This is a genomic window from Pedobacter sp. 22226, from assembly GCF_052045455.1.
In the GTDB taxonomy this organism is placed as follows: Bacteria; Bacteroidota; Bacteroidia; order Sphingobacteriales; family Sphingobacteriaceae; genus Pedobacter; species Pedobacter jeongneungensis.
Window position 1 is genome coordinate 193,968 of sequence record NZ_JBQEPB010000008.1, and the last position, 17,894, is coordinate 211,861.

Sequence of the window (17,894 nt, forward strand, 5' to 3'; positions counted from 1 at the left end):
GCCAGGCTATTAAAGCTTTCGGAGTGGTGGCTGCGCAATAATGTCGAAATTATACTTAAGCTGGCGGTAAGTATCTCTTAACAGTTTAATCCATACGGCTTTACTTTCACGCCAGCTGATCCTGGTCATGGTGCTCGGTTCCTGCTGCGAATTTTTCTGGATCAGCAACTTGCTAAAATCGTTATAGAACAGCCCCTGTGCTTTGTTCTGTAAAAAGGAAATACACATTTTATATTCCGTAAGATCTCCCTTTAAGCCCTCAGGATACCGGCCGAATTTTTGAAAAAAATCTGATCTTCTCAAATGTGGATGGTCCGAATAAAGGTATATTTTGGTGTAATCTGTCCCAAAGGTAGGGTGGAACATCTGCGAAAAGTGTTCATCAAAGGGTTTAAGGTAGGCGTAAGGCGAGTATGCATAAAACCGCACAATATCCAATGCCTTTTTTGCCTTCATGTGTTCCAGTCCCTGTAAAAACAGGTGCGGAAACTGGGCAGAAGGTTCAAAATCTTCCTGAATGTAAAGGGTGTAAGGTTTGGTTACTGCATCCTGGCCTTTATTAATGTTATGGCCCAGGCCACGGTTTACGGGTGTGGTAATCAGTTTAAAACCGAAAGCTTTTTGGAGCAGGTGGAGTTTGCCCAGGTGTTCTTCATTGCTTCCGTCATCCGAAACAATGATTTCGCCAAAACCGCATTTTAGGTCTTTAAGCGTATATAACAAGTTGGCTAAGGATGAACTTCTGTTGTAGTGCGTAATTAAAAGGGAAACCTGAAAAAAGGTGTACATTGTTAATTGATTTTAAGGTTTAAATTTTCTTGGTATCGTGTGGCTTGTGTGGCGTAAAGAGCGATAATAATTTTTTTGATTCGATCGAAATCCTAGAGAATAATGCCTGGGTAAAAGAACCATCCCGCTGCAAGGTTCGTGGTGCTGTCCATGCTCGGGAACGGTTGCGCTTAAGCTGGCGTACTTTGCCAAACTGCATCAGATCGAAACACAGGCGCCCGTCTTCGCCCCGCACATTTACCATCACGTAGCCCACCTTCATTCCATACTCGCGGATATAACCCATGCTGATGCCAAATGCATTAAGATAGGGGCGTTTTACATGCCTTAAAGCAGCAACAGCATCCTTCATTTTCTCTAAGATGGCCAGTTTCCACCGGGGGAAACCGGGTTCGGGAATAAAAGAATAGCGGCCATACACACAAACGGTGCCGGGGCTGCTTAAAATGGCCAGCATATCATCAAGCCAGCACTCCGGGTAAATGCAATCCGCATCAGCCAGCAGAATGTATTTTCCCCTGGCTTTTTCCATCCCCATCTGTCGCGCAGGTCCACAGCCCTGTATCTGCTGAAAATAACTTTTAAGGTGCAGTTTATCCAGAGTCAGCTGTGTTGCGTCGGTAGAGTTGTTGTTAACTACAATAATTTCAAGCGGTATTTTAGTCGCCAGGTTGGCGAGGCTCGCAATATTGCGGATAATATTAACTTCTTCATTCCAGGCCGCAATTACAATACTCACCATGGGAGTTCCGGTTTGCAGCACATCCAGCCGGGCGTTTATTTCTTCAAAAAGCGATTCGGGTACTTCCGTTACTTGTTTAAAAGAAAAATCATATTTGTTGATCCAGTCCGGAGTAGTGAAAATATTATTCATGGTATGCGTTGTATCATTGAGTTAAATGTACCGTAATCAGCGTAAATTTTTTGCCTGTTTTAATCCCAGGGTTACAAACCTCATTAGTTCGCGGTAGCCGCTGAGGTAACTGTTTACGAGAGAGAATTTTTTAAAATCTTTATTGATGTAATAATAAGAGATGGCTATTGCGGTAATGGTGGGGAAAAATGTGCCGATTACAATGCCATAAACATTCCCAAGCAGGTACACACCTAAAAAATCGGCCGAAAGGTTAACTACCAGCATTACAATTACTTTAATGAAATTAATTTGTGGCCTGTGGATCGCATCAAGCGCTACGCTCATAAAACGATCTGCCGGGTAAAGCAATGCAAACGTGGTAAAAATCCTGAAGATGTTTATCGCTGTATCACCTGCGGGCGAATTGTGGTATTGCCCCCCGCCAATAATGCTCATGGCCAGTCCGGCGGCAATATAGGCCACCACCAGTACCGGAAACAGGCAGATGGTAATGGTTCCGATATATTTTTTCATAATATCAATTACCTCTTTCTTATCCCCGCTGTTGTAAGCTTTAGATAAAGAAGGCATTGCGGTGGCCACGAAACTTCTTAGCGGAATTTCTACCACTTCCATCAGGCGTTTGCCCAGGTTATACACGGCCAGTGAGGATGGCCCGAGCATAAAATTGATCACAAAGGTATCTGTTACCCCAAAAAGGCTGCTGCTGATGGAAGTGCCCACCGTATATTTTCCGAAATTGAAAATCTCCCTGATGCAGTCTTTCTGTTTTTTGAAAAAATAACCAATGCCCGACCAGCCCATTACCAGCGTTAACATACTGGTTAGCAGCGTTGCGGCAATGTTGGCAAACATGAGGTATTGCAGCGAGTTGATTTTTAAAATGTTGAGGATAACCAGAAAGCTAATGAGTAAAATTACCTGGCACATCCTGATATATAAAAGCGTATCAAACCGGAGCTCACCCTGGGCAATACACATGGCTACAATCATCGGTAAGGAGCAGATCAGGTTTATTGCATAATATTTGATGAAAAATGCAAGGCTTTCATCATTACTGAAGTGACTGAAAAATAGTAGCGGTACATTAACGGCTACTAATAACAAAGTAATTCCGGCGGCGATATACCAGGTAGAACCAATTACCTGCCGGCCTTTTTCTTCGGTAGCGCCTGCATAAAATTTTACAAATGCCGTGGTTAAAAATCCTTGTCTGAAAGTATCTAAAAAGGAAAGAAGTGCCTGAAAGAAAAACCAGATACCAATTTCTTTAATGCTTAACGACCGGTATAAAATGGCGGTAAAAAGGAAAGTGAGCAACGACATTCCACCGGTACCCATAAGGGATAGGAAATGGATGTTTTTTAATTTAGAAATTAATTTCATTCAATAAAACAGGGTTTTTCCGTAATTTCTGGCCAAAGCTCCATGCAGGGGCGGTTAATAAGGATAATCAAAATTACTCATCCCGTATTGCTCTATAAATAGCCCTTAAATACTAATGAAACCAAAGCTTTAAGGTGTTAATTTTGGGTAATTCCCAGCCTCATCAATACATTGTGCGTTAATGCTCCTGGTCTGGTTTTTTAATATGAATACACAACAATACCGTTTACTGGCCTTACAGGCCGAAGTTTTAATATGGGGATAATCAAATATATCCTTCAGGACCGGAAGGCCAATCTGGCCAATCCCACCAAGGGAAAGTATATCGTGGTGTTTTTTAGGGCAGCACAGCTGATATCGAGGTATAAAATTACTAAGATTCTGTTCTTTTGGTACCTGTTGTTTTACAGGGTTTTTATAGAATGGATGATGTGTGTAGAGCTCAACTGGAAAACTTCTATAGGGAGCGGCTTTCAGCTTTGGCACGGCAGCGGCCTGGTTATCCATCCTGATACCATAATCGGTAAAAACTGCTCGGTGCGCCAGTGTACCACCATTGGTGTTAAACAGGATTTTACAGCATCGGGAATCGTTAAAGCCCCGGTTATTGGCGATGCTGTAGATATTGGCTGTAATACAGTAATTATTGGTGACATTACCATCGGCAGCAACGTAACCATCGGGGCGGGTTCGGTAGTGGTAAAATCGGTGCCAGATGGTGCCGTAGCCGCAGGGAATCCTGCAAGGATTCTCCGCAGCAACCCAGTGATTACCTGAAAGCCATCACCAGCTTTTTCTCTATCTTATTATAAATCTTTTTTAGTTTGCTCACCGCATCACTTTTAATGCGGTAGTTTGCCCATTGGGTTTTATTTAGGTAATGGAAAAAAGTATTTTTAAAATGTTCCTGTCCCGAATAACCATTGTAAATTGGTTTCATCCCCGTAAAGTGGATGAGGTAGGGGCTGGCCGTATCTTTTTTGGCAAACCAGTTCCATAAAGGATCCAGCTCAAACCAGTCATTATTAAAAACCACGTTGAGTGTATATTGCTCTGCAAAGTTGAGATACGCTGCATTTTCTGCGGCACAGGCAAAAGCTCGGGCAGTAATATTCCGTTCGCGCCAACGCTGCGGTTTTAACAACATCATGCCGGCATTAAGGTATTTGCTGTCAGGATCGAGCCCCAACGCTTTATAATTACTGATTCCTCCCCATGGCGAACTCACCACACCCGAAAGATCGGGTACAGCACCCAGGTCGTAATTACCTATATCGGTATGCCATAACTTAGAAATATCATCTAGCACAATCATATCCACATCCAGGTAAATTGCTTTTGTAGCCTCCTGAGGGATAAAATAAGGGATGCACAAGCGCATGTAAACATTCGCCGGAAATGAAGATTTATCCCTGGGTAGCTTAAACTGTTTCGGTAAAGCTTCTTCAATCGGGATCCAGTGTAAACGAAGTTTAGTGGTAGCCAGGCTCGAAACCACTTTGAGCCTGTTTTTCTCCGTAATATGATCAGAAACAATATAGAGCTTAATTTCTTCTCCCGAATGGTGGTTATCTTCTAACGACCTTAGCATTGCAGCCATCAGCGCCACAAACTGATTGTCGCAAATGGTTACTATCGTTATACTTTCAGCTTGATGCATCATGGTATTTTATGGTTTTGTATGTTGATGTACAGTTGTGTAAGTTATTCTGATCAAGCATTTTGAACAGCATCTGTTTTACTTTTCAGAGATTGATACAAGGTTTCATCCGGTGCAATCAATTTCCTTCCTATACTATTATAGTAATAGCCAAGCTCGGTCATTTTCTCAAGCTCAAACAGATTTCTGCCATCAAAAATTACTTTTTCCTTAAGCAATTCAGCCATTTTTTCAAAGTCAGGGTTTCTAAATAACGACCATTCGGTTGCAATTAACAATGCATCTGCCCCCTCAAGTGCTGCGTACTGGTTTTCGGCATAAGAAATCCGGTTGTTAAATATCGATTTTACATTTTCCTGTCCTTCGGGATCAAAAACGCTAACGCTGGCACCATTTTTAAGCAGGGTTTCGATCAGGTAAAGTGCTGGTGCTTCCCTGATATCATCTGTTTCCGGTTTAAAGGAAAGTCCCCAAAGGGCAAAATGTTTACCACTGATTTCATTGTCATAGTATTGAAGCAGTTTATCTGCAAGGATTACTTTTTGCTTTTCATTTACGATGATTACTGATTTCAGGATCTCAAAGTTGTACTCATGCTCATCTGCTGATTTAACCAGCGCCTGCACATCTTTCGGAAAGCAGGAACCACCATAACCAATACCGGGGAATAAAAAGCGTTTGCCAATGCGTTCATCAGTTCCTATCCCTTTACGTACGGCATCAACATCGGCACCTACCAGCTCGCACAGGTTGGCAATCTCGTTCATAAAAGTAATCTTTGTGGCTAAAAATGAATTTGCCGCATATTTGGTCAGTTCGGCTGAGCGCTCATCCATAAAAATAACCGGATTGCCCTGGCGTACATAGGGTGCATAAAGCTCCGACATTAATTTTTTTGCCCTTTCGCTGCTTGTACCAATTACCACGCGGTCTGGTTTCATAAAATCTTCTACCGCAACGCCTTCCCTTAAAAATTCCGGGTTCGAAATCACATCAACAGCGATAGAAGTATGGCTTTCAAAAACAGCTTTTACTTTATCTGCGGTTCCTACCGGCACGGTTGATTTGTTTACAATTACTTTATAGCCGGTAAGGAGCGCTGCAATATCTTTTGCCGCACCAAGTATATACGAAAGATCGGCCGCACCATCTTCGCCCGGAGGAGTAGGAAGGGCCATAAATATAATTTCGGCATGTTCTACCGCCGATTGCAGATCCATGGTAAAGCGGATACGTCCCTGCTGAATGTTGCGGTGAAAAAGCAATTCTAATCCGGGTTCATAAATAGGGAGTTCGCCCTGTTGCATTTTTTCTATCTTGCTGGCATTAATGTCCACACAGATTACATCATTTCCTGTTTCTGCCAGGCAGGTTCCTGTTACTAGGCCCACATAGCCGGTGCCGATAACTGCAATTTTCATGTATTTTATTGTTAATAGCGTTTAATTTATCAATGGAAAGTTTAGCCTGCCGGTTTGGCTATTTGCGTAGCGAGCGCTCCCAGGCTGCACTCTGGTTCTGGTTAATGTATCTTAAAATCCCCGCTGCCACGGCATAATTCATCATGCAGAAATAATAGGGGATGAAAAGCGGTTTGAGCCTGATGTTTCTCCGTTCCATCAACATGCCGAGCAGGGCCAGGCCATAAAAAGCAAACTGTGCCATCAGCAGGAACAGGTAAAACCTTTCGTTATACTGCGAAACAATGATGATGTTGGCCAAAAGGGCCAGAACGAGCAGGAACGGGGTAATCGTCCAGCGGAGTACGCGATGCGACAGGTACTGAAAAGTTAACAGGGGGTAACGGAAAGGATTTGCTGCCACTTTTAGCCTGAAAATAGACTGGATACCGCCCGCTGCAATCCTGATTTTACGTTTAAGCTCTTCAGCGGTATTTGCCGAAGCTGTTTCACTTGCGTAAGCTGCAGGTTCGTAAGCGATTAAATAGCCTTTTTCCGCAATCCGCATGGCAATCATATGGTCATCAATAATGGTATCGCTTTCTACCGGTTCGTATAACGATGCTCTGATGCTGAAAAGTTCGCCGGCAGCACCTACATTAGAGTAGAGTTCATAATCCCACTTTTTAAGCCGCGATTCGTATTTCCAGTAAAAACCTTCTCCGGCCGAACTGGCATCTGCATGCTGGTTAACCAAAATCCGTTTTTCGCCTGCAACAGCGCCCACTTTTTCGTTCTGGTAATGTTTTACCAGCTCGCGCAGGGCCTGTTGATTTAAAAAGGTGTTCGCATCCGAAAATACAATAATTTCGCCCGTTACGCCTGGCATTGCTCTTTTTATTGCCGCCATTTTGCCGTGGCGTGCACCGTTATGCATCAGCACAATTTCCTTATGGGGGTAAATCAGATCGGGGGTGAGGTCTGTAGAGCCATCAGTAATAAAAATAATCTGCAACAGCTCTTTTGGGTAATCCAGTAATAGCGTGTTTTTAATTTTATCGCCAATAATCAGTTCTTCATTCCAGGCAGCCACCAGTAAGGTAACAGTAGGCAGGGCAGCATCAGTGAGGAATTTTTTTGGACGGGTAAAAAAGCGTTTAATCCTGATGAGGATATAAAGCAATAATCCGTAACCCACAAAGGTGTACATCACGATGAAAAGGCAGGCCCAAAAGAAAATAATCATTGTTTATTGGATATGTATAAATTGGTGGTGGATCATTAAGCCCTGGCTTACCAGCGGCACGAAGTTAGGATGCTTAGAACTGTATCTCAATAGTCCTTTACTACCATTATAATGCTTATTTAATACTTTTGGCTTGTAAAACGAGAGGAGAACGCTGTTCGACATGATTTTTGGAACGGAACAGGTGCCACGAAAGTCCCTTTGCTACAAAAGGGATCAGATCTTTCCTGCCTTTTACCAGGTAAGTAATGAGTTGTTTTGGCACGGCCAGAAGCAGGTAATAAGCGCTAAACAGCGTAACATTTAGCCAGTTGGTATTCCGCCGCATAAAAAGCAGCCGGTTTCTGGTAACGAAATAAGTTTTTACAGCACTTTCTTTCCCTACACTCATCGATTCTTTATGAAAGATGTGTGTTTTACCGGTAAACCAGATCTGTTTACCTGCCCGTTTAAACATCTCGCACCAATCCAGCTCTTCATAATACAAAAAATACTGTTCAGGTATCAGCCCAACACGGTTAATGTCGCTTTTCCTGCACATCATGGCGGCTCCATGGCAAAAAGCGGTTTGGTAACTGGTATTGTCGTATTGGTTATTATTCTGCGTGCCCAGGCCAATGGTGCGATTTCTGCCCGTAATTAAATTTAACGGGGTAAAACCGGCATATTGGATAACGCTTGGATCATCATAAAAAAGTATTAACGGCGAGATGATCCCGATTTCCGGCCGGGCAATCATTTCTGCTACAAGCTGCCCCACAAAACCGGGAATTATTTCAGTGTCGTTATTGATCATCAAAATATATTCACCTTTAGCCTGCCTGATACCGAGGTTGTTCCCGCCGGCAAAACCCAGGTTAACTTCCGAACGGATATACCTTAATGAAGGATAGCAATCTGCAAAAAGGCTTTTGTTGTCAACATCACTCGCATTATCAACCAAAATTACTTCAATGTCATCCGTCAGGCAGTTTTTTTTAATTGATTTCAAAAGATCCAGGGTTACCCCAGGCTGGTTGTAGTTTACCGTAATGATAGATGTTAATGCCATTTCTGCAAACTTATGCAAAGCCCGGCTACTGGTCTATAGCCTTTTTGGGTGGTTTATCTGCCCGTTTAAAAATATAGATAACAGGCATTTAGTGAAATAAGGCTATAGGTAAAAGGAGTAGCTAACGATAGCTTTGTGTTTGATTATTAGGTGGATATGTATGTTCAGATTTGCCGTTTTAATATACTGATTATGAAAATCAAGACCTTACTTTTAATGGTGTTACTAAACCTATCTGGCATGGCTACACTTTATGCCCAGCAGATACTTTTGATTGGATCTGATTCGAGGGAGAATAATACGAGGGGCAATGCAGATCTGATTATGGTGATTACCGTAAAAAATAAAGAGGTAAAGCTGACTTCCATTTTGCGCGATACTTATGTTTACATTAAGGGATATGGCAATCAGAAACTCAATGCGGCGTATCGCCTGGGCGGAAGGGAATTATTGATCAGTACCATTAATGCAAATTTTAAAACCAAACTGGTATCTTCTATCGTAACTGACTTTAACAATACAGCGAGGGTAATCGACTCTTTTGGAGGAATTACCATTAATATAGATAAAGGCATACACCAATATGTAAACCGGTATATAGCAGAGCAGTCGTACTTAAAAGGTGTGCCTTTACTGCCGCTAACACGAACGGGAGTAATTAAGGTAACTGGCGATCAGGCCTTGGCTTATGCCAGGGTAAGGGTTGCCGGAACCTGTTATGATGACCATGCAAGGGTAGAGCGACAGAAAAACATTACTAAAGCAGTAATCAGCTACGCGGTGAAAAATAAATCGGTGGCTTTAAAAAACATCTCCGATTTATGGTCGATGATTGATACCGACATCCACCTTAAAGATTACATGAAAACCTTTAGCACTTTCCTTAACAAACAGCACCTGCCAAGATCGCAGGTGTTTCCTGCCGGAAACCTCTACAGCAACGAACGGATAAATGGGGTGGGACTGGTATTAAAGATAAAGAATTTTAAGAGTGCAGCTTACCGTTTAAACGATATGATAAAATAATGAGAAAGGGAAAAATACTGAGTGTGAGTGAAATTCACGGACATGGAACTATAGAAGACGAGAACCAGCAGGAGATTACATTTAGTTTAGCGAATTTACAGGTAAACGTGAATGTTAGTGATGAAGTGTTATTTGATATTAGTATGGGTGCCTCTGGTCTTGTAGCTGTAGATATTACCTTATCATAAATTATACGTAATAAATATCTGGATTTACAAATTTGCTGATAAAGATATTAACGGGTTAATATAATGTGGCATGGCCTCGATTTCTGCTTTTCATTCATCCGGGCATATCTCACCAAATTTGCAGGAAACCCTATATAAATGGCCTCCCACAGATTTGAACGATAAATGAGAAGAAATCGGTTTTCAGTTAACAGTTTTCAGTTGACAGTTAGAAGTTTGCAGTTAGAAGTTTGCAATTCACAATTAACCAATTGAAACAATTAACCCATTCAGTTACCAATAAGAAAACAAAAAAGCCTGAAATCTTTTGATTTCAGGCTTTAGTTTTTATGCGGAGAGCGAGGGATTCGAACCCCCGGACCTGTTACAGTCAACAGTTTTCAAGACTGCCGCATTCGACCACTCTGCCAGCTCTCCGCTGCAAAAGTACAAACTCGGCTTAAATCTGCAAACTCAGAATGCGTTTTTTTTATATAAACTTGATAATTACTTAACACAGAGGGAGAAAAAAATTATTTCTTCCGGATGTTTTCTTCAATCGGCTCTGATTTTTTGAACAGGTTGAAGGTGGGGCGGATGATTTTAACACTTCGTTTGCTTACATCAACACTGGCATTGAGCTCAAAACCGATCAATAAGATGAGTGAGTTGAGGTAAAGCCAGATCATCACTACAATCAGCGTCCCGATAGAGCCGTAAACCTTATTATAGGAGGCAAAATGATTAATGTAGAAGGAAAATCCCCAGATGGTGAGAAAAGCCAGTATAGTGGCCAGCCATGAACCCGCACTAAACAAGCGCCATTTTTTAGTGTGCGAAGGTCCATAGCGGTATAAAATAGAAATGGTAATGAAATACAGAATGGCCAGTAATGCCCAACGCGTAAATTTAATAGTGTAAACCAGAAAACTATCTTTTAAATGGAGTTCATCGTTGATTTTGTTCAGCAAAACTTCACCCAATGCCATGGCACTGATGCAGATGATAATGGAAAAACAAATGATTACCGTTAAGATCAGGGCAATTAAGCGTTGTTTTAACCAGCCCCTGGTTTCGATAATCAGAGATGATTTGTTAAATGCTTTCATCAGGTTTTTAACCCCGTTGGTGGCAAAAAACAGTGCCGATAAAAAACCGAAAGACAACAAACCTGTATTCTGCTTTTTGATGATGTCTTTTAATGTCGTTTCGAAAGCATCAAAAGCATTGTGCGGCAATACCAGCTGGATTAAATTTAAAAGCTGATCCTGGAAACCCTTTATCGGGATAAAAGGAATCAGTGTGAACAAGAAAATAATCCCCGGGAAAATGGCCAGCATAAAACTATAGGCCAGCGACGAAGATTTGTTAACCAGCGAATCTTTGCCAATCTCGCTGAAGAAAAACGTAGCAACAGTATATAAGGGCAGCGGGCTAAATCCGGGCAAAATACATCCCTTAGTCCATTCTATAAACCGAGAATAGAGCTTAAGATGTAATAATTGCCGGTGTAACCATTCCATTGCAGCTGTTAATTAAAAAATACCGATAACTTTTCCATAAAGTTTTCGGGCGGATTGGTAGGCTTGTTCTTCTTCATGTCGACAAAAACAAGCGTAGTGGCTCCAATGTTTATCAATTCTTCTTTTTCATTATACAGTTCGTACTCGAAGAAAATGCGGATGCCGGGCAAGGTTTTAATAATGGTTTTAACAGTAATTTCCTGATCGTATAATGCAGGTTTAATGTATTTGCATTTCAGCTCCAGCACAGGCATCATAATGCCATCGGCTTCCATAGAACTGTAGCTCATGCCTAAACTCCGCAACATTTCTACACGCCCAACTTCGTAGTACTGCGCATAATTACCGTAATACATATAACCCATCTGATCGGTTTCGCCATAGCGCACCCTGATTTTTGTACTGTGGCTATACATTATTTAAAGATATTTCTTTTGTTTAAAGCCTCACGGTATTTTTTTGCATTGATTTCGTGTTCTGCTTTCGTTTCGGCAAAGTTATGGTAACCCGAAAAATCTTCTTTGGCACACATGTAAATATAATTGTTTTTGTCGCGGTTTAACACGGCATCAATCGCATTGATACTTGGCATCATAATCGGACCGGGAGGCAAACCTGCATACTTGTAGGTATTGTAAAGCGATTGCACCTGCAATAATTTTCCGGTTACCCTTTTTACAGTAAAATCATTATTAGCGAAAATTACTGTTGGATCAGCCTGTAGCAAGATGCCCTTGTTCAGTCGGTTTAAATATAATCCTGCAATAATCGGCATTTCTTTATCGTAAAGTGCTTCGCCATCCACAATAGAGGCTAAAGTATATACCTGTGCAGGTGTAAGGTTTAAACTTGCCGCTTTTTGTTTGCGGTCGGCATTCCAGAATTTATCATATTCTTTGTGCATGCGTTCAAAAAAATCAACCGGCGAAATATTCCAGTACATCTCATAAGTATTCGGAATAAACATGGCATACACATTATCCTGGTTGAAACCATATTTGCTGATCAGTGCTGTCGAATCCAGTACATGGATAAAACTTAAAGAATCGGCTTCGAGGTTGCTGGCCAGGTAAGCTGCAAAATTCTCTTTCTTACGGATATTCTGGAATTTCAGTTTAACAGGATCCTGGTTCCCGGCTTTAATCAGGTTGATCAATGTGCGGTTAGTCATGCCTTTCTTCAAACGGTAACGGCCAGGTTTAACACTGGTTGCCAGGTTCATTTTTCCGGCAGCAGCAGTAAACGTACCAATACTTTTTACCAGATCTTTCTTTTTCATTTCGGCCAGCAGATCATCATAGCTGCTACCTGTTTTAATGTATAAGTATTTTTGGTTCTCGGTAATGTTGGGGGCAAAATAAAGCCTGTAAAGGTTCAGCGCAAAATAACCGGCAATTAAAATTACAATCAGCACAATTACAATTGCTGCTTTTTTGCCGGTACTCATGGTCTTTTTTTCTACTTCAGTCATCTGTATCGTATGCGTATGTTATTGTTGTTTATTGGATAGCGTAATGTTGATTTTTGTTCCCAAAGGCACTTTTGTTAGCGAATCAACCAGCATCGGGTCTTGTTTAATAATAATTGCAGCAGCGCTGTCCGTTACCGGACCTTCGTAAATAATATTACCTAAGCTCAGGTTCGAGCCCCGCAAACTAAACTTTGCTTCATCCATGGTTAAACCCATTAACTGCGGAATATCTACTTCTTCGTTTCCACGGCCATCGCCCAGTACCAGGTTAATCCTCGAACCTACCGGAACAATCTGCCCGGCGGCAATCGGCTGACCGCCAAAAGAGGCTTCGAGCACTACATCACGGCTCACATCCGGTTTGTAAGTAGTGTCGCCCAGTTTTAACCTCGAACTTTCAATAATCGCCTGTGCCTCGCGTAAGGTTTTAAACGCAATATCCGGGAATTTTGTATTTGGTGTTTTACCGGCATTAATGGTTAAATAAATGGTACGGTTATCTTTTACAAATGTGTTTGGGTCAGGATCCTGGTCAATTACAATGCCGGCCGGCTGATCCATAATGAAAACAGAATCCACTTCATATTTTAGTCCCGCATCTTCCAGTTTTTTTACCGCCTGCTCAAAAGAAAGCCCCTTTACCATCGGCACATTTAAGCCTTCGCCATGTTTGGTGTAATACCTTAAACTAAAAAATGCAATCAGCAGCAGGGCAAAAACGGTGCCTATGGCTGCTAAAATGTTGTTTCTAAATGATTTGGTTTTTAAGTAATCTATAAATTTAGACATGTATCTTAAATGGGGTTTATGCGTATAAGCTCAAATGTAACTATTTTAATTATTGATTGAATATTGAATGATAGATTGATACAATTAATGAATGATAGATTAATAGAATTAAGAATTAATGAATAATCAGCACGCGATATATATTTAATTCTTCACTAATTCAACATTCAATCTTCAATCATTCACTCCTTCACTAATTCTCTTATTCAACCTTCAATAATTGTTCCGTTAATGTGATCAAAGCACAAAGATATTTATATTTTTGGGGATATATTTATATTCAATTTCTATTTATAAAAGGATTTCTGACATGAAGAAAACTATTGCGTTGTTAACAGGCGGTACCACAGGCGAATGGGTTGTTTCGGTAAAAAGTGCAGCAACAATTGCCCAGAACATCGACCCTGATTTATATGATGTTTATAAAATTATGCTGAATGAAAAGGGATGGTTTTATGAACCTGCTGATTCTGTTAAGATTGAAATTGATAAAAATGATTTTTCCCTCACACTTGATGGCCGTAGGATAAAGTTTGATGGTGTTTTTATTGCCATCCATGGTTCTCCCGGGGAAGATGGAAAATTACAGGGTTATTTTGATATGCTGGGGATTCCATATACTACCTGTGATGCTTTAACCTCATCTATCACAATGAACAAAGGCTATACAAAGGCTATTGTAGAAGGAATTGAAAATTTATATACAGCTAAATCTGTCCAGATATTTAAAGGCGGAAATTACAGTTTAAGTCAGATTAAACAAGATTTAAGACTGCCATATTTTGTAAAACCGAATAGTGGCGGAAGCAGCATTGGCATGAGCAAGGTTAAACATGCTGATGACCTTGATGAAGCCATAGAAAAGGCTTTTAAGGAAGATACCCAGGTTTTGATTGAGGAGTTTGTAAGTGGAAGGGAATTTTCGATTGGCGTTTTTGGCGCGGAAGGCAACATTATTGTTTTACCGACTACAGAAGTAATTCCGCAGAATGAATTTTTCGATTTCGAAGCGAAATATACGCCAGGGGCCACAGAAGAAATTACCCCCGGCCGCATGAATGAGGAAGAATTGCAACGTGTGCAACAAGTGGTTACGGATGTATATAAAAAGCTAAATTGCAGGGGAGTGGTGCGTGTAGATTATTTCCTGGAGCACGAAACAGGCAAGTTTTATTTTATCGAAATCAATACCATCCCGGGGCAAACCGCAACAAGTTTTATTCCACAACAGGTAGCTGCGATGGGTATTTCGTTAAAAGAGTTTTATACGCGTTTAATGAAGGAAACATTGGGTTAGATTATGTCATATTTGCCACTGAAACACAGAAACACTGAAGACTTAATTTATTTTCCATTTGTTAATAAGCACTTTTAGTTATATTTTCTTATATGGTTCAAAAAGCAACTATTATCTTACCATATAAGACATATGAGTTCATTGAAGTTTACATTAGAGAATGGTCGTCATTTCGACCGTAGTGGAGAAATCTATCGAAATGACATATTTTATTTAACCTTATTAATCCAATCAACTAAAGCTTTTACTTTAATTTCAGAAGCTTTATAATGGTTTGTTTATCAAACTATTGCTTTAAATGTAATTCTTTTGGGATATTAAAATTAGCGGCAAGGAGCTTATATTTTCTCATATGTCTTATATGGTTTTTTAAAAAAAACTATCGTGTTTACCATATAAGACATATGAGTTCATTGAAGCTCATATTTAGAGAATAGGCTTTCGACCGTAAACCCATGATCTGTTTCTTTACAGACCACCGCGTTAATTAACGATTGCCACGGAGGCACTGAAAACACGGAAAATATAAGTCATTTCCGGTCGCTCCAAAATAACCTCCCCGAGCTTATATTTTCTCGTATGTCTTATATGTTTCAAAAAGCAACTATTATATTTACCATATAAGACATATGAGTTCATTGAAGCTCACATTTAGAGAATGGTCGTCATTTCGACCGTAGCGGAGAAATCTATTTACAATTACATCTTATAGATTTCTTCCTGCCCGTATCAGGCGGAAGTTTCGCGACACAGTCGAAATGACAAATTTTATTTAACCTTATTAATCCAATCAACTAAAGCTTTCACTTTAATTTCAGAAGCTTTCTAATGGTTTGTTTATCAAACTATTGCTTTAAATGTAATTCTTTTGGGATATTAAAATTAGTGGCAAGGAGCTTATATTTTCTCATATGTCTTATATGGTTTTTTAAAAAACTATCGTGTTTACCATATAAGACATATGAGTTCATTGAAGCTCACATTTAGAGAATAGGCTTTCGACCGTAAACCCATGATCTGTTTCTTTACAGACCACCGCGTTAATTAACGATTGCCACTGAGGCACTGAAAACACTGAAAATATAAGTCATTTCCGGTCGCTCAATAATAACCGCCCCGAGCTTATATTTTCTCATATGTCTTATATGGTTTTTAAAAAAAACTATCATGTTTTACCATATAAGACATATAAGTTCATTGAAGCTCATATTTAGAGAATGGTCGTCATTGTGACCGTAGCGGAGAAATCTATTTACAATTATATAGCATAGATTTCTTCCTGCCCGTATCAGGCTGGCGTTTCGCGACACAGTCGAAATGACAAATTTTATTTAACCTTATTAATCCGATCAACTAAAACTTTCACTTTAATTTCAGAAGTTAATTCATAACGGTATTCATCATCAATACTGCCCATTTTAGATTCATTATTCCGAAACTTCATTTTGCTCTCTATAAATTCCTTTGCCGAAGCATGAAATTCAGTTGCTCCAGTCTGGTCAATGAGTTGTTGGATATTATTTTCATTTATTCCGGCGCCAGGCATGATTGTGATCCTTCCATTTGCCTTTTTAACCAATTGAGATAATTTCTCTGCACCCAATAGAGCTGATGATGCACCGCCAGAAGTGAGTACCCTTTTAATACCGAGTTCGATCAAATCTTCCAGTGCCTGATCCATATCATTGCTCATATCAAATGCCCTGTGGAAAGCCACATCCATCGGACGTGCCAACTCAATTAGTTCAGCACATCTTTCTTTGTCAATTGTACCATCTGCTTTAAGTATTCCTATCACAACACCTTCGCAATTTAATGAATTACAGATTTTTATATCTTCTTTCATTAATTCAAATTCTGTGTCAGAATATAAAAAATCGCCGCCCCTCGGACGGATAATCGGCCAGATTTCGATGTGCAGGTTTTTCTTGGCCAATGCCAGCTGACCATAACTTGGTGTAGTGCCACCTTCGGCCAGGTTATCGCAAAATTCAGCCCTTTTAGCACCGCCGTTTTGAGCAGCCAATGCCGAAGCGTAAGAATTTGCGCAGACTTCTAAACAAGCCATATTAATAATAACTTTTTCCTTTGATCAATAAATCCTGTTTTTCTGCATTGCAAACGGCATAGCTAAAGCCCTGTTGAATGGCATAAGCACCATACTCGCCCTTTTTATTGATAGCTAAAAAGCCCACCTGGATGTTTTTTGCGGTTTCTGGTTTCTTTTTAATAATCCGCATTACGGCTTCTTTACAGGCAGCATCCGGACTAAAACCCTGGCGCATCAGTTCTACCACTAAAAATGATCCCACATTTCTCACCACTTCTTCGCCCACACCGGTAGAGGTTGCACCACCAATTTCGTTATCTACATATAAACCTGCACCTATAATCGGACTGTCGCCAATCCGTCCATGCAGTTTATAGGCCATGCCGCTGGTGGTACAGGCGCCAGAAATGTTTCCTTTGACATCAATCGCCAACATCCCGATGGTATCGTGGTTATATTGATTTCCTGGTAATTTTTGCGGCGCAGCTTTTTCGTAAAGTTTATTTTCAATATTCACTACCGGCGCATATTTTGCTGTTTTCAACCATTCTTTCCATGCTTTTTCGCTTGCGGGAGTCAGGAGGTTTTCTTTTTTAAAACCCTGCTCTAATGCAAATTGCAAAGCGCCATCGCCAGCCAGCATTACATGGGGCGTTTTTTCCATTACCTTGCGCGCTACCGAAATGGGGTGTTTAATATATTCGAGTGCTAAAACAGCGCCGCAATTGCCTTGTTCATCCATAATGCAGGCATCGAGGGTTACACGGCCATCACGATCGGGCAAACCACCATAACCTACAGATTGATTTTTTTCATCTGCTTCCGGCACCCAAACCCCCTGTTCTACAGCATCCAGGGCACGTCCGCCTGATGATAATACTTTCCAGGCATCTGCATTGGCTGCAATCCCAAAATCCCAGGTAGAAATCACAATCGGGAAATTTGCTGCTTTCGAATCATTTTCAGGGAGCACATTGGCAATGCTGCTTTTATCAATGGCCATCAAACCTGCAGACAGGGCTGACGCTTTTATAAATTTACGGCGGTTAAACATTTGTGTAGTTTGGTTAACTGTTAAGGATGGTTAATTTGTAAAAAGTGGTTAATTGTTTGAATTGGTTAAATGGTTAATTGTAAAGGGTGGTTAATTGTTTAAATTGTT

General features: G+C 40.6%; 17 protein-coding genes and 1 tRNA gene. 4 read left to right on the forward strand and 14 right to left on the reverse strand.

The window, feature by feature from the left end; all coding sequences use genetic code 11:
• Positions 1-9 precede the first annotated feature (9 nt).
• From ACTJKC_RS18840 to ACTJKC_RS18850, 3 genes are read right to left on the reverse strand one after another with little or no spacing between them, the layout of a single operon-like run.
• On the reverse strand, positions 10-789 hold the full coding sequence (locus tag ACTJKC_RS18840; protein ID WP_440794326.1) for a glycosyltransferase: 780 nt from the start codon (positions 787-789) through the stop codon (positions 10-12).
• A gap of 19 nt (positions 790-808) precedes the next feature.
• Positions 809-1,663, reverse strand: a complete 855-nt coding sequence (locus tag ACTJKC_RS18845; protein WP_440794328.1) for a glycosyltransferase family 2 protein — start codon at positions 1,661-1,663, stop codon at positions 809-811.
• Positions 1,664-1,699: 36 nt separating this feature from the next.
• A complete protein-coding gene (locus tag ACTJKC_RS18850; protein ID WP_440794330.1) occupies positions 1,700-3,052 on the reverse strand; it encodes a lipopolysaccharide biosynthesis protein in 1,353 nt (450 codons plus the stop codon).
• A 255-nt stretch (positions 3,053-3,307) separates the two neighbouring features.
• On the opposite strand from ACTJKC_RS18850, the gene ACTJKC_RS18855 reads away from it, so the two are divergent.
• Complete coding sequence (locus ACTJKC_RS18855) at positions 3,308-3,829, forward strand: serine acetyltransferase (protein WP_440794332.1); 522 nt, start codon at positions 3,308-3,310, stop codon at positions 3,827-3,829.
• On the opposite strand, the gene ACTJKC_RS18860 is transcribed toward ACTJKC_RS18855, so the two are convergent.
• From ACTJKC_RS18860 to ACTJKC_RS18875, 4 genes are all read right to left on the reverse strand, one after another.
• On the reverse strand, positions 3,822-4,715 hold the full coding sequence (locus ACTJKC_RS18860; RefSeq protein WP_440794334.1) for a glycosyltransferase family 8 protein: 894 nt from the start codon (positions 4,713-4,715) through the stop codon (positions 3,822-3,824). The two genes, ACTJKC_RS18855 and ACTJKC_RS18860, sit on opposite strands and share 8 nt — an antisense overlap.
• A gap of 50 nt (positions 4,716-4,765) precedes the next feature.
• Positions 4,766-6,133, reverse strand: a complete 1,368-nt coding sequence (locus tag ACTJKC_RS18865; RefSeq protein ID WP_440794336.1) for a UDP-glucose dehydrogenase family protein — start codon at positions 6,131-6,133, stop codon at positions 4,766-4,768.
• A gap of 58 nt (positions 6,134-6,191) precedes the next feature.
• Positions 6,192-7,358 (reverse strand): glycosyltransferase family 2 protein, encoded by a 1,167-nt coding sequence (locus ACTJKC_RS18870; protein ID WP_440794338.1) that lies wholly within the window; start codon positions 7,356-7,358, stop codon positions 6,192-6,194.
• Positions 7,359-7,473: 115 nt separating this feature from the next.
• The gene (locus tag ACTJKC_RS18875; protein ID WP_440794340.1) at positions 7,474-8,409 is read right to left on the reverse strand and encodes a glycosyltransferase family 2 protein; all 936 of its coding nucleotides are present in this window, start codon (positions 8,407-8,409) and stop codon (positions 7,474-7,476) included.
• Positions 8,410-8,601: 192 nt separating this feature from the next.
• On the opposite strand from ACTJKC_RS18875, the gene ACTJKC_RS18880 reads away from it, so the two are divergent.
• Positions 8,602-9,435, forward strand: a complete 834-nt coding sequence (locus ACTJKC_RS18880; RefSeq protein ID WP_440794342.1) for an LCP family protein — start codon at positions 8,602-8,604, stop codon at positions 9,433-9,435.
• Positions 9,435-9,623, forward strand: coding sequence for a hypothetical protein (locus ACTJKC_RS18885; protein WP_344850952.1), 189 nt, complete (start codon positions 9,435-9,437; stop codon positions 9,621-9,623). Before ACTJKC_RS18880 ends, ACTJKC_RS18885 begins: the two co-directional genes overlap by 1 nt.
• Positions 9,624-9,955: 332 nt before the next feature.
• Here ACTJKC_RS18885 and ACTJKC_RS18890 read toward each other — a convergent pair.
• The 5 genes from ACTJKC_RS18890 to ACTJKC_RS18910 all read right to left on the reverse strand — a co-directional run bounded on the left by ACTJKC_RS18890 (position 9,956) and on the right by ACTJKC_RS18910 (position 13,385).
• A tRNA-Ser gene (locus ACTJKC_RS18890) sits at positions 9,956-10,040 on the reverse strand.
• Between the two features lie 95 nt (positions 10,041-10,135).
• Entirely contained in the window at positions 10,136-11,125 is a 990-nt protein-coding gene (locus ACTJKC_RS18895) for a YihY/virulence factor BrkB family protein (protein WP_440794344.1), read from the reverse strand.
• Positions 11,126-11,133: 8 nt separating this feature from the next.
• Positions 11,134-11,541 carry an acyl-CoA thioesterase gene (locus tag ACTJKC_RS18900; protein ID WP_057934757.1) on the reverse strand — a complete coding sequence of 136 codons (408 nt, stop codon included), beginning with the start codon at positions 11,539-11,541 and terminating at the stop codon, positions 11,134-11,136.
• Complete coding sequence (gene mltG, locus ACTJKC_RS18905) at positions 11,541-12,596, reverse strand: endolytic transglycosylase MltG (RefSeq protein WP_440794347.1); 1,056 nt, start codon at positions 12,594-12,596, stop codon at positions 11,541-11,543. Before mltG ends, ACTJKC_RS18900 begins: the two co-directional genes overlap by 1 nt.
• Before the next feature lie 18 nt (positions 12,597-12,614).
• A complete protein-coding gene (locus ACTJKC_RS18910) occupies positions 12,615-13,385 on the reverse strand; it encodes a PASTA domain-containing protein (protein ID WP_344850949.1) in 771 nt (256 codons plus the stop codon).
• A 310-nt stretch (positions 13,386-13,695) separates the two neighbouring features.
• Here ACTJKC_RS18910 and ACTJKC_RS18915 point away from each other — a divergent pair, with 310 nt between their 5' ends.
• A complete protein-coding gene (locus ACTJKC_RS18915) occupies positions 13,696-14,682 on the forward strand; it encodes a D-alanine--D-alanine ligase (protein WP_344850948.1) in 987 nt (328 codons plus the stop codon).
• 1,327 nt (positions 14,683-16,009) lie between these two features.
• On the opposite strand, the gene ACTJKC_RS18920 is transcribed toward ACTJKC_RS18915, so the two are convergent.
• Both ACTJKC_RS18920 and ACTJKC_RS18925 read right to left on the reverse strand, forming a co-directional pair.
• The gene (locus ACTJKC_RS18920; RefSeq protein ID WP_440794350.1) at positions 16,010-16,750 is read right to left on the reverse strand and encodes a copper homeostasis protein CutC; all 741 of its coding nucleotides are present in this window, start codon (positions 16,748-16,750) and stop codon (positions 16,010-16,012) included.
• Between the two features lies 1 nt (position 16,751).
• Positions 16,752-17,786: a N(4)-(beta-N-acetylglucosaminyl)-L-asparaginase gene (locus ACTJKC_RS18925; RefSeq protein WP_440794352.1), complete on the reverse strand. Its 1,035-nt coding sequence runs from the start codon at positions 17,784-17,786 to the stop codon at positions 16,752-16,754.
• Between the last annotated feature and the right edge of the window lie 108 nt (positions 17,787-17,894).